The following is a 13,281-nucleotide window of genomic DNA, read 5'->3' on the forward strand; positions in this document are numbered from 1 at the left end:
GCTAGGTTGTTGAGGATAGATGCAACATTTGGATGTTCTTCTCCCAAACGTTTTTTAATGATTTCTAGACACTGCTTATACCAAGGTGCTGCTTTGTCATACAATCCTTGATTATCATAAAATTGAGCGTTACCGACAAAAGGCCAGGGTAAATCATCATCACTGACATATTGAATAAGATTCTTAGCTACTTCAGCTATATGAGGTATGGCGGGAGAAACATCAGTGATTTGCTTAAGGGTAAGATAATCAGGAATCTCCTTTGCAACTGTTACCATTACCCTGCAAAGCGATCGCTTTAATTCTTCTGCCTGTTCTAAATCTGTAAGCTTATATTGGAAAAATTCCCGCAACAGTGGATGCAATTGATAAATTCCCTCACCTTTGCGCTGGAGTAAATGCAGATTCAGCAACTTATCATCTCTAATTTCTTCTAAATCTTCGATATCTTCCTCTGGTAAACACTGTTCTACCAACTTCCAAAGTATGGGTGCGGCGGCAAATAAACTCAATAAACAACCCAATTGTTTATCGTCGTCCTCTAATTCTTGCCAACTCAACTCAAAGGCTGCTAACACACCTCGTTGTGCTGTCATATCATCTTCCGACTTAGATTTAGAGAGGGAACGCTCATCTAATCGCTTATTCTCTAACCGTCGCAACATTTCTGCTAAAGATAAATCCTGTTTCCGCGCCAGATAGCGCCCCACTAATTCCACACCCAAAGGTAAATATCCCAGCCACTCACATAACTGATTTGCTATAACTAATTCTCGCTCAATTCGCTCTGGTGTTTCTTTGAGTAAAGACCTTAATAACTCCAACGCCGCCTCTGGTTGCAGCACATCCAAAGCTAACTGTGCGATGCGTCCCAAGTTCTGGCGTGTAGTCATCAATACTTTAAACCGAGAAGGTAGCGACTGTAAGTAAGGCTTAACTTGCTCGTAGTCGCTGACATCATCCAACACTAGCAGCACATCACCCTCACGCCAATGCCGAAAGCAATATTGGACTTGCGCGAGTAATTTTTGGTTAGAATCTTCTGTTAAATTCTCTGGCGGGTTTAAGTCAAGCTGCGTTCTGGCAAACTGCACAACTTGAATGCCCACATCTCCAGTTTTTGGTAGCAACCAGCAAAACCCGCCGTTATATGTTTCGCGGTGCTGGATGGCATATTGTAGGACGAGTTCTGTTTTACCAACTCCACCCATACCAGAAATAGCAGCAATGGTTACTTGCTTATTATCCTGCAAAAGTTGATGGAGATTTTGCAATTCTTCTTCACGTCCAACAAATTCCACCACCCCACTCAAGGGCAAATTTTGCGGTATTTCAGTAGAGGGATTTAACTTTGCCCGTTCCCCTTCAGGCGACTGTAGTCAGAAGTTAAAGGTATTGCCAGAAACAGTATTAGTTCCGCCTTTAATGATTATCCCTTTATAGTTTTCAATTGTTTGAGTCAATTGCGGTTGAGCTTCTTTAGCCAATGCTGCGACAGCTTGAGCAATTTCATCATCTTTCTTTGCCGCTTCCTCTACCTGCTGCCCAATAAGATAAGCTTGACCATAATTTAAAGGTTGTGTTTTAGCCTGTTCGATAACCTTCGCCGTGCTAGGTTCCTTGCGTTTCAGCAGAACTAACAACTTCTCGCCTTCGTCCCAAGCCTTTTCGCCGATGATTTCACCAGTTTTTTCAAAGGCTTTGGTGATTACCAAAGTGGCGATCGCAGCAGCTGTCAATGATACTGGCTCCATAAGTTTCCCAAAATACACGAGATTTTACTTATGGTTCTCAGTCTAACAAACTCTAAACAGGTAACGGAGAACAAATAACAGAAGAAGTTATAAAACTTTGTTTAGCGATCGCCTCAACAAAAATTATAAACTTTCACATATTGCTTTATCGTTGATTCATTTTTGTAACTTTCCGGTTCTAAATCTAATCTCATAAAGCCCTAGCAAACCTGCTGCTACTAGCAAAGGTAAGAAATAGTAGACTCCCCGATAAGCTAACATTGAACCCAAAACTACTGCCGCCGAAACTTTTGAGGAAAGAATCAGTAAAATTATAGTTTCAAATACTCCCAAACCACCAGGGACATTACTAACCACACCTGCAAACATCGCTAGTAAATAAATGCCTAAAAAGTCTAGATATGACAAAGATATATTGCTAGGAAGTAAAGCATAAAGAACTGCCGCCGCAAGAATCCAGTCAAAACTAGAAATTGCTATTTGAGCCAGGGATATTTGAAAAGAAGGAAATCGAAATTCTTGCCCCCAAATTCTTAACGGTTGTTTAATAAAAATACTTCCAATTAAATAGATAGCGACTAATAGCAGAAAAATCACGCCGATGGGACGCACAGTAGCAAAAGGTAAATGTATTTGAGCAGGAATTTTAAGGGGGTTGATGAGAAACAAGAAACCTGCAACAGCAAACATCCCCAACCAAAAAGTAAAATTTGCGAAAGCAATTACTTGAGCGATCGCAACTGCTGAAACTCCCCAATTAGCATAAAATCGATAACGGATAGCACTGCCAGTTAGCAAGGCAAAACCGATGGTATTACTAAATGCAGAGCTAATAAAGTTGGTTAGAGCAATTTTGTTCCAACTTAGGGAACGATTAATGTAGCTAAAACCTAAGATATCGTACCCAATCATCACGAGATAACCCAAAGCTGTCAACCAAATTGCCCAGCTTAAACGGCTTTTGGGAATTGCTGCTAGGGAGTTGAAGATATCACGATAATTATACTCATGCAATTCGTTAGCGATCGCCCATAGGCAAAGCACCAGCAGCAACAAGCCAAACAAAGAACTGAAATTGAGTCGCAGCTTTTTAAGCATTATGAAGAAACTTATCCTAACTCTTGACTTTTAATTTACAACCAGTCGTAAAGTTTCCATCCTGTTGACACAGCATTGACATATTATTTGCATAAACTTTTGTAGGCAAACACCGACTACCCAATAGATGAACTACAAACAATCTAAAATTCTCTTGCTACTTTCAGTATTAACTCTAGTTGGCTGTAATTTCTCCCAAAGTACCGTAGCAAAACCACCGCAACAGCAGGATTTACAAACAACGCCTTCCGTTCTTCCAACCCACTCTAATACTAGCGACTCAGCTACTCCCCTAACCTACAAAATTGAAACATACACTAGTCAGGTAATGGGCGCAAGTCGGACCTACGGCGTTTCTTTACCCCCTGGTTATGAGCAAAACCCAAAACAAAGCTATCCTGTAATATTTCTCCTCCACGGTGGACATGGTAATTCCACTGATTGGTTTAATCAGAATAAGGGACAAGCTCTCAAAACTGTGGAACAACTTTATGCTAAGGGTAAGTTGCCACCCAGCATCATTATCACACCAGACGGCAACGACAAACGTGGCTCTAGCCCCCACCGAGATCCCGAATATATTGATGGCCCTAACGGTAAAGTCTCTACAGCCGTGGGGGATGAGTTGGTAAAAGTTGTGCAAAGCCGTTATCGTACACTAAACAATCCAGATTTTTGGGCGATGGGTGGTTTATCTTCTGGTGGTTGGGGAGCAATGAATGTGGGATTACATAACCTAGATCGTTTCTCAATTTTATTTAGTCATAGCGGTTATTTTCATGATAAAAGTGGACCAATGAATAGCCCAATAACTTATATCAAAACCATTCCTTTACAAGCTCAAAAAAAATTGCGAATTTATTTAGATTCTGGTACATCAGATATTGAAGAAATTAAGGAAGCTCAAAATTTTAGCCAAGTACTAGACAAGCTAAAAGTTTATAATTTGTTTCGTCAGTTTCCTGGTAGTCACACTTGGAAATACTGGCGGGAACATTTATCCGATTCGTTGATATTTGTGGGGGAACAATTTCGAGTTGCTGAAATAGCACATAAGGCTGAGAAGTTAGGTGTTAATCAGAATAAAAATAGTCAAAATCATTAGCAATTCCCAATAAAAATCATCCTATTTTGGAAATTCGTTGATATTTAAACATCAATGTGGAAAACTCAGGGGCAATTTTTCAGTAGATTAACTATAGTAAGTTCTAATGGAGGTAGTTTTTTACACATAAAGCGATATGAAGATTTCTAAATTTTTAATTAGTTTGCTAGGAGCGATCGCACTCCTTACTACTGCTGGTTATTATTATGTATTCATCTTAGGTGCGCCACAACTAGACCCGCCCCAAGAAGAGGTAAATACTGGGCTGAAGTTTCAATTAGCAACCTTTAACTCCCAAGCGATGGGTGCAGTCCGCAACTATGGCGTGATTTTGCCGCCTGGTTATAATAAAAATCAGCAAAAGCGGTATCCGGTAATATTCTTACTACATGGTGGTCATGATGACGCCCGTGCTTATGCTGATAAATATGCAGTCTTAGATGTATTGCATGAGCTTTATCAAAGTGGAAAATTACCGCCATCAATTGTAATTACACCTGATGGTAATGATAATCGCGGTTCCAGTCCTTTATACGACCCCGATTATTTTGATGGGCCAAATGGCAAAGTAGGGACTTTAATTGGTTTAGAATTAGTGCAAATTGTCAAGTCGCGCTACCGCACTTTAGAAGAACCCCAGTTTTGGGCATTGGGGGGTCTTTCTTCTGGAGGATGGGGGGCTTTTAATATCGGGTTGCGCCATCTCAACAACTTCTACATTCTGTTTAGTCATAGCGGTTATTTTACCGATAATAGCGGTTCGCAAAATAGCCCCCAACAAATCGTGCAACAATTACCAATTGAAGATAGGAAGCGATTGCGTGTTTACCTAGATGCGGGTCTGAATGATACTAATTTGCTGGCTTCTACCAAAGATTTCAACGAAACCTTAAATAAATTAGGCATTGCTCACGTATTTTATGCGTTTCCAGGAGGTCATGGTTTGTCTGGTGCTGATATAGGCTGGAACTACTTCCACAAGCATCTTAAAGATTCCCTCTCCTATGTAGGGGAACAGTTTAAAAAATTCGGAGTTAAAAATTAGGAGTTACGAGTTAAAATTTTAAAAATTAGGTTTTACCGCTCCCCTTGTGCTACGGAATTAAAATTAAGGTGTTATGGATAAAATTTAAAACATTAAAAAATCCTTATAATTAACTCAGCGAGAAAACTGCTTTGTTAATTATTTTAGTCCATCAAGAGAGTGGGAGAGCCAAAACTCTTAGCTTATAACTACTAATTCCTAATTAATACTTTTAGACTAATGACCAAGAATTTAAAAACTCAGATTGGACTTTGGAGTGCAGCTTTCCTTACAGGTTTAGTCGGAGTAGTAAATTTATTATCAGCAGTGACACCTAACCTATATGGGCGAAATCACTGGTTGAAGGAATTTTTACCATTTGAAATCCGAGCCAGTGGTCATATATTTGCAGCCCTGACTGGGTTTGTTTTATTAGCACTTGCGACTAATTTATTACGTCGCAAAAGAATAGCCTGGTTACTTACCATTGGTTTACTAGTGATTTCCATTTTCAGCCACTTGCTGAAGGGACTGGACTATGAAGAAAGTCTACTCTCTGGAGTTTTGCTGGTGCAATTAATCTTGATGCGCCATTTTTTCACAGCGCAATCAGACCGTCCTTCCATCGCACGGGGAGTTCGAGCGTTGATAGGCGCTTTATTATTTACCCTGGCATACGGAACTATTGGATTTTACTTGTTAGACGGCAAGTTTTCAGAGAATTTTAATTGGCGTGAAGCCATAGTTCAGACTTTGGCGATGTTCTTCACCGAGGATAATTGGGGACTGCAACCAAAGAGCCAATTTGGAGAATTTTTTGCTAATTCTATCTATGTTATTGCCGCAGTTACTATTACGTATGCAATGGTTATGCTATTACAACCTGTGTTTTGGCGGAATCTAGCAACGCCAAATGAGCGAAAAAGAGCTGAAGAAATTGTCGAACAATATGGATGTTCTTCTTTAGCAGCGTTCACACTCTTAAATGATAAAAGTTATTATTTCAGCCCTTCAGGTAATAGTTTAATTGCTTATGTTCCCAAGGGACGGGGTGCGATCGCATTAGGAGATCCCATCGGCCCCATTGAAGATCGCAAAGAGACAATTGTTGCTTTCCGGCAGTTTTGCCAACGCAACGACTGGTATCCTGGTTTTTACCAAACTTTGCCCGATGATGTTGAACTTTACAAGTCGTTGGGGTTTAAGGTACTCAAGATTGGAGAAGAAGCGATCGTTGACCTGAAAAGTTTTACGTTGCAAGGTAAAGCCGGTAAAAACTTTAGACCATCAATCAGTCGTTTAACTAAGCTAGGATACCAAATCGAGTTTTACCAACCACCCATCGCCAATGATTTATTGCACCTGCTCAAATCTGTAAGTGATGAATGGCTAAAAATGGTACAAGGTTCGGAAAAACACTTTTCTTTGGGTTGGTTTGACGAAGCTTACCTACGAGAGTGTGAGATTGCTGTGGTGCATAATCCTGAAGGTAACATCAGTGCCTTTGCCAACATACTGCGGGAGTACCAACTCAACGAAGCCACTATTGACATGATGCGACATCGTGCATCCATCGAAAATGGCACAATGGACTTTCTATTTATTTCCCTGCTTCAACATTTTAAAGAGGGTGGCTACGATAGCTTTAATTTCGGTCTTTCTGCCCTTGCGGGAGTTGGAGACAACCCAGAATCACGCCGCTTAGAGAAAGTATTGCACTATCTATACGGGCATTTGAATCGCTTTTACAATTTCAAGGGACTGCACGCCTATAGAGAGAAGTTCCGCCCCCGTTGGGAACCACGTTATTTGGTTTACCCGAGTTTAGCTGCCTTACCAGATGTAGTTGTAGCATTGATTCGCGCAGATTCAGGCGATCGCCTCTTCGATTATTTCAAACCCGGAGCCTAAATGTGGGAAAAAAATAATAGGCGTAAAGGTTATAACGCATCTATTCTGACGTTCAGCAATACCATAACACTTCATTGCAAGGCGATGTCTATCACAGGCTACGCCTACACAACTTTGCCTTTTTATGATACAATTGTACTATAAAGAATATCCGGTAAGTATGCAACGCAAAGTTTACCAGGCGATGCCCAAAGTTTGTAGTAACTAAATGCGATATTAGCTAGTTCGTGAATGCAATCATGAACAGACAATAGTTGTGTGGTATGTGCAAAATTTAGCATTTTGGCATCAATTTCTTGTGGGTTTGCCCTTCAATTTTGCACAGTTTAACAGGCTTTAAAAGATTCTTGACCTTTATCTGGAAGGTAGCAATATGACGAATAATAAAATTTCTCTGGTAGAACTAATCCAAATTTTTGCTCAATATTGCAACAATATTATCGTCAATATCAAGCACCTGCAAGAACATTATCAAAGAACAGGTATCAAGCGCGTTAAAGGTGTGAGAAATGAAAATGGCGAACTGCTTCAGCCTTGGTTGCGAACAGAAAATATAGATAATGCTGAGTATGTTGGTATGGGCGAGTTTCAGTTTAATCGCAATACTGCTACTATCAATATGCTTATCAAACGTAAGGTCAAACTAGCCAAATTTGAAGACCAAACCCCCACTATTGAGGTAGCAGGTTTGCTAGTAAATGACCTCAATAGCTTTAATAATTACACAATTGTGGGTGACGGCAAAATAAACGTAAAGTCCTTACAAATCAAAATCAGCAGTAAAAAAGCCTTTGACTTGCTCAAAGAAAAGGGTGTGTTAGATGCAGAAGATTTTGACTTCCGTGCTGAACATACTATTCAGTTAGATAACTTTCCGCTTGTAGCTGCAAATAGTCGTTACAGCAGCATTGATGGACTATTCAATGAACTTGCAGAAATTAAAGTACTTACTAGTATTATTTCTGCTTACTTAAGAAAGGAGTCAGATGTATTTGTAGCAGGACAGTTAGATGAGTTTAAAAAGCACTATCTGTCTAAAAATGTTTACATCAACTTTCCTACAACTAATGAATACACGGACATCAATGAAGCTCTAGTTAATGGTACTCTTGACTCAAGATTGAGCTATAAAATTGATATTGGTAGTCAAGATATTCTTAACCTCAGTAAGTTTCATTCGGCTAACAAATTTCTGAATAGAATGTATCGTATTTATGATAAAATCACTGGAGAAATTATCATAAAGCCTACTTTTGCGATCGCATTGAATGAAAATCTCGCTGTTCGGCGCAGGCTACTATCATCACGCACCAAGATTACAAAAGTTGACGAGTTGATGAAACCAATTTTTGATGATTTTCTTGGGCTTGAGCAAAATGGCATAGTCGTAAGTATTCTTAAGAAAGTTGGTGCTGATAGTTTGGCGCAGTTGTTGCAGCATAAACAACCTGGAAAGCAGATCAGCAAAGAGGAAATGATTGCAGCTTTGACGGCAGCGAATACCAAGTTAGAAGAATATGTAGAGAAAATTTACCAAGACAGGATATCTCCCTTAGTATTTTACATTGGTTGTAATGGAGTATTGCCAAAAGAAATGAAAGTAAAACCCATGACTGCTGAAGAAGCTGCTGCTAAATACCCAAATTTGCAATTCTCTAAAGATGAGCAACAAGGTACTTTTTTTACAGTTGGTGATAGTATTATCAGCATCTATGCCAAAACTGAATATTACAGTAAAAAGGTGGCTATCCTAAATCCTTCGTGAACAACAAGAACCCCGACTCTTCAAAAAAGTCGGGTTTCTGTGGTTTTCAATTATCACAAATCAAATAGGATTACTATAGAAATAATCTATTTTTGCTTAAGAAACTGCTCATTCTCCCCCAAGCGCCGACTGAATAAGCAAATGAGCAATGCCACTAAGTCCCATCCCAAATTCTGGAATTATAAATAGAAGCATCATTGCAAAAACTCCGAATTGGCTATATTTTAGTGGCTTTAGCTGAGGAAAAATCTCACTGAAGACATGAAAGCCGTCGAGTGGTGGAATTGGCAGCAGATTAAACAGAAATAAGGTCAAATTAATTTGAGCTGCTAAGTAAAGGAATTCCCCACTCAAAAGTTTTGAAAGACTCGGATTAGAGAGAAATTTAAGCATCCCAATAAATAAAATGCCTAAAGCAAGATTCGACAATGGGCCTGCGGCTGATACCAAAATATTGCCTAGCTTGCCAGAGCGAAACTTAGATGGATTGATGGGCATTTGTCCCCAAGCTATACCCATGAGACAGAGAAAAATGATCGATTCCTTACCCATGTGAACTACAGGATTGAGCGTGAGATGACCAGTTTGTTGGGGAGTGTTATCTCCCTGACTCATCGCAGCCCAGCCGTGAGCAAGTTCATGCAAAGTGATGGAGAATATGACAATTACAACGATTCTGAAAAAATGAATCGGGTCTGTGATTAGTGTTTGGATAAACATACTTTAATAAATTTTGGTAATGCCCCATCTGTGTAATAACAAGCTGTTGATATAAATTTATTAAAATATTTACATAACCTGCTAGGGTGATTTCTGGTATATTTTATAAATCAAAATTTACTACTTTTATTAATCTCAGTTGATTTGATAACTTAAAAAAACATTTCATAACACTTGAAGGATTTTAAAGCCTGGTAGTAAATACGTATTTATTTTATTTTTTAGTATATAAAAATTCAATTTCTGTTTTAATACTCAATTCAATAAGTATAAAAAATATTTAAAAATTCAGTGAAATCACAAATAACTGGATATATTAGCTAGTTTTATGTTTCTCTGACTTAAAGCAGAGCCACTATTGTCTTGTTATTTTGGTATATCACTTGGCAAAGTTAGTTTTATTACCTGATATGGCAATAGATTTACTAATAATCTTTAAGAAAATTATGCAGAAATCAGCTTCAATGAGACAATCTGACCTAATCTTCTCAACCTAAAGGAAGACATGAACGATCGCATAAAGGCTCTCCAAGCTCTCGCAGCTGAACGTTGGCGGGTATCCCTGATTCTCAGTGGAGCCATGATGTTTATTTACTTTGGCTTTATCCTATTAATCGCGTTCAATAAGCCCCTGTTGGGGTCATTAGTAGTTCCTGGCCTCAGCCTCGGAATTTTGCTAGGGGCGTTGGTAATTGTCTCGGCATGGGTATTAATTTTTATCTATGTACGTTGGGCAAATAGCAGTTACGACGATCAAATCGCAAGGTTGACGCGTAAGTAAATTAGCTATTAGCAATTTCTAGTTCCAAATCCAAAATACTAAACCAAAAAAGCATGAATAGTGTGTGGTTCGATCTGCCACTAGCGGCGGATATTACCAGTCTTGGTAAGTTTAACCCGTTGGCGATCGCTTTCTTCTTTCTGTTTGTTGTAAGTTCTCTAGGCATTACCTATTGGGCGGCAAAGCTCACTAAAAATACGGCACAGTTCTATACAGCTGGCGGTAAGATTAGCGGTTTCCAAAATGGGCTGGCCCTAGCAGGAGACTTCATGAGTGCAGCTAGCTTTTTAGGTATCGCTGGGCTGGTGGCACTCAACGGCTTTGACGGCTTAATTTATTCTATCGGCTTCTTGGTGGGTTGGCCGATTGTGATGTTCTTAATTGCAGAACCATTACGTAACTTAGGTAAATACACTTTTGCCGATGTGGTGGCTTATCGCTTGCAGCAAAAACCTGTACGTATCGCCTCTGCGATTGGAACGCTGGTAGTGATTAGTTTTTACTTAATTGCCCAGATGGTAGGTGCTGGTGAGCTAATCAAACTATTGTTTGGTTTTGATTATGAATTAGCTGTGGTCCTCGTCGGTTGCGTGATGATGGCTTATGTGATTTTTGGCGGGATGATTGCCACCACTTGGGTACAAATTATCAAAGCAGTTCTGTTGCTTGGCGGAACAATTTTGCTAGCTATCTTGGTACTGGCACGATTTGACTTTAACCCGATCGCTCTTTTCGCTGCTGCATCCCAGAAGTATACAGGTGTATTAGCTCCGGGCAAACTAGTTTCTGATCCCTTTGATGCGATCTCTTTGGGGATGTCGTTAATGTTCGGCACTGCTGGATTACCCCACATCCTAATGCGTTTTTACACAGTACCCGACGCCAAAGCAGCGCGGCTCTCTGTTACTTACGCCACAGCTATTATTGGCGTTTTTTATCTCCTTACCTTCATCCTGGGCTTTGGAGCAATGGTGTTAGTAGGTCAAGATGCCATTAAGCAAATTGGTACTGGTGGTAATATGGCTGCGCCGATGTTGGCAGAATTTCTCGGTGGTGATGCTTTCTTAGGCTTTATTGCTGCTGTTTCCTTTGCGACGATTTTGGCGGTTGTCGCTGGGTTGACACTCTCAGGTGCAGCTGCATTGTCCCACGATTTGTGGGTGAATGTGGTGCGATCGGGTCATGCTGATGAGTCAGAACAGCTGAAGGTGGCTCGCGGTGCAACAATGCTTTTGGGATTAGTGGCGATATTTCTGGGCATCTTGTTTAAAGGGCAAAACGTGGCTTATATGGTAGGTTTAGCATTTGCGATCGCTGCTAGTGCAAACTTCCCAGCATTGCTCTTATCCATGCTTTGGCGACGCTTCACTACCAACGGTGCGGTTGCGAGTATGTTAGTAGGAACTATCTCCTCTTTAGTGCTGATTTATTTGTCACCTACTATTCAAGTAACGATTCTCAAGCACGCTTCTGCACCGTTTCCACTTAAAAATCCTGGATTAATCAGTATCCCACTGGCGTTTATTGTGGCGATCGTCGTTTCACTATTGAGTACTGAACAGCAGGCACAGGAAAAATTTGCGGAAGTTGAGGATCGCATCCACATTGGTTCTGGGATGTGATGAATGTCAAAGCATAAACAAGTCTAAGCGGCGGCTTTCGCCGCTCAGAATTACTGTCAGTAGACTGAAAAGTTCTGCGATGCCTTCTCAACTCTTGGAGAGGCTGCACCAACAATTTACATAAGTTGCCAAAACTGACCCTAACTTTGATAAAATTCGCCAAGAGCAACTGTTCAAAATTTCAGTTGATGGTTTTTTGTCGCAAGTAAGCCATTAACATTGCCGTAAAGATTTAAGTCTTTTCTTTAAATGAGTTCATACACTGAAACAGAATTCCTTGTTGGTGATATTCCGTACCAAATGTTCATTCAATATTACCAACCAAGGAAAGACCGAAATTCAGTTCCTATTGTGCTTTTACACGGCGCCTTTCATACAGGTACTTGCTTTGTCAAAACACCCGATAATCGCAAAGGTTGGGCAGTATATCTGACAGAACAAGGCTGGAAAACCTACATTGTTGACTGGCCAGGGCATGGTCGATCAGGCTTTGTCCCAGATTTTCCGACGATGCCATATCAACGGGTAATTAATGCTACTGTGGCGCTACTCCAACAAATTGGCCCAGCTGTCATTCTTACCCATAGTATGTCTGGTATCGTTGGTTGGCAGACAGCACAAACCCATCCCAAACTTGTTAAAGCTATTGTAGGCATTTCACCAGCGCCACCAGCCAATCTATTACCAGTCATCACAAAAGACTCTGATGAAGCTTTTCCCGAAGACCGTCCACGTATTCAGTCGCGTGAAGAAACTAAAAAATACTTCACTAACTCAGATAATTTTCCGCAAGAGGTATTTGAGAATTACTTTTGTAGTTTAGTCCCTGAGAGCGCACGAATTAGCAACCAGCGTAGAAATGTTGAAGGACAAGGGCTTTATATTTGCCATCTCCAAGTACTATTTGATATTCCCATATGTGTGATTACAGGCGACCAAGACCCGCGCCATCCTCGTGAGGTAGATGCAGAAACTGCAAAATACTTTCGGGGTGATTTTATTTGGCTTCCTGAAGTTGGACTCCCTGGTCATGGTCATATGCAAATGCTTGAACACGGTAACTTAGCTATTGCTGACTTGTTTATCAGTTGGCTGCATAGCAAAGGTTTATAGCGGTCCCGACCTGATGAGGTACGTTTTTAAATCTGCTTAGTCTCTTAGCGGAACTTAAACATTTTTGAGGGAAAAATAAGCTTTAAGCCCATGCAGGGTAAGGGAAATACACCAAATACTAAAAAATAGCCCAAATCCAGATATGTCAATAAACTAAGCAAAACGATGTTAAGGTCTTTCTGTATATAGATTTGATGCTCTTTTTTCGGTATTTTTTGTCTAAGTACCACTAAGAAACCCTGCTTTTCCCTACTGTCCAAGTTCTTTGATGTTTTTCATCACTTGTTCATATAAGTCGTTGTTACCCTGACTTTGAAAAATGCTTGCGGCTTGTTGTAAGTCTTTGAGCGCTCCCTGCTTGTCTCCATTGGTGGCGCGGGCATTTCCC

Annotated in this window: 11 protein-coding genes; 7 read left to right on the forward strand and 4 right to left on the reverse strand. The window is 40.2% G+C overall.

What is annotated here, in order from left to right:
- The 3 genes from ACFE90_RS23450 to ACFE90_RS23460 all read right to left on the reverse strand — a co-directional run.
- On the reverse strand, positions 1-1,301 hold a 1,301-nt coding region (locus ACFE90_RS23450; protein ID WP_375504797.1), incomplete at its 3' end, for an NB-ARC domain-containing protein.
- A 78-nt stretch (positions 1,302-1,379) separates the two neighbouring features.
- On the reverse strand, positions 1,380-1,754 hold the full coding sequence (locus ACFE90_RS23455; protein ID WP_375504800.1) for a hypothetical protein: 375 nt from the start codon (positions 1,752-1,754) through the stop codon (positions 1,380-1,382).
- A 156-nt stretch (positions 1,755-1,910) separates the two neighbouring features.
- Positions 1,911-2,852, reverse strand: a complete 942-nt coding sequence (locus tag ACFE90_RS23460; RefSeq protein WP_375504802.1) for a lysylphosphatidylglycerol synthase domain-containing protein — start codon at positions 2,850-2,852, stop codon at positions 1,911-1,913.
- Between the two features lie 127 nt (positions 2,853-2,979).
- Here ACFE90_RS23460 and ACFE90_RS23465 point away from each other — a divergent pair, with 127 nt between their 5' ends.
- The 4 genes from ACFE90_RS23465 (at position 2,980) to ACFE90_RS23480 (ending at position 8,657) form a co-directional block, all read left to right on the forward strand.
- On the forward strand, positions 2,980-3,957 hold the full coding sequence (locus ACFE90_RS23465) for an alpha/beta hydrolase (protein WP_375504804.1): 978 nt from the start codon (positions 2,980-2,982) through the stop codon (positions 3,955-3,957).
- 136 nt (positions 3,958-4,093) lie between these two features.
- Positions 4,094-5,002 carry an alpha/beta hydrolase gene (locus ACFE90_RS23470; RefSeq protein WP_375504806.1) on the forward strand — a complete coding sequence of 303 codons (909 nt, stop codon included), beginning with the start codon at positions 4,094-4,096 and terminating at the stop codon, positions 5,000-5,002.
- A gap of 219 nt (positions 5,003-5,221) precedes the next feature.
- Positions 5,222-6,892, forward strand: a complete 1,671-nt coding sequence (locus ACFE90_RS23475) for a phosphatidylglycerol lysyltransferase domain-containing protein (protein ID WP_375504808.1) — start codon at positions 5,222-5,224, stop codon at positions 6,890-6,892.
- A gap of 373 nt (positions 6,893-7,265) precedes the next feature.
- A complete protein-coding gene (locus ACFE90_RS23480; RefSeq protein WP_375504810.1) occupies positions 7,266-8,657 on the forward strand; it encodes a hypothetical protein in 1,392 nt (463 codons plus the stop codon).
- A 108-nt stretch (positions 8,658-8,765) separates the two neighbouring features.
- On the opposite strand, the gene ACFE90_RS23485 is transcribed toward ACFE90_RS23480, so the two are convergent.
- On the reverse strand, positions 8,766-9,377 hold the full coding sequence (locus ACFE90_RS23485; protein ID WP_375504812.1) for a site-2 protease family protein: 612 nt from the start codon (positions 9,375-9,377) through the stop codon (positions 8,766-8,768).
- A 505-nt stretch (positions 9,378-9,882) separates the two neighbouring features.
- Between ACFE90_RS23485 and ACFE90_RS23490 the strand changes: the two genes are divergently transcribed.
- From ACFE90_RS23490 to ACFE90_RS23500, 3 genes are all read left to right on the forward strand, one after another.
- Positions 9,883-10,158, forward strand: coding sequence for a DUF485 domain-containing protein (locus ACFE90_RS23490; RefSeq protein WP_375504814.1), 276 nt, complete (start codon positions 9,883-9,885; stop codon positions 10,156-10,158).
- A 53-nt stretch (positions 10,159-10,211) separates the two neighbouring features.
- Positions 10,212-11,780, forward strand: coding sequence for a sodium/solute symporter (locus tag ACFE90_RS23495; RefSeq protein ID WP_375504816.1), 1,569 nt, complete (start codon positions 10,212-10,214; stop codon positions 11,778-11,780).
- 249 nt (positions 11,781-12,029) lie between these two features.
- Complete coding sequence (locus ACFE90_RS23500) at positions 12,030-12,893, forward strand: alpha/beta fold hydrolase (RefSeq protein WP_375504818.1); 864 nt, start codon at positions 12,030-12,032, stop codon at positions 12,891-12,893.
- Positions 12,894-13,281 lie beyond the last annotated feature (388 nt).

This window comes from uncultured Nostoc sp. (assembly GCF_964245445.1).
GTDB lineage: Bacteria > Cyanobacteriota > Cyanobacteriia > Cyanobacteriales > Nostocaceae > Nostoc.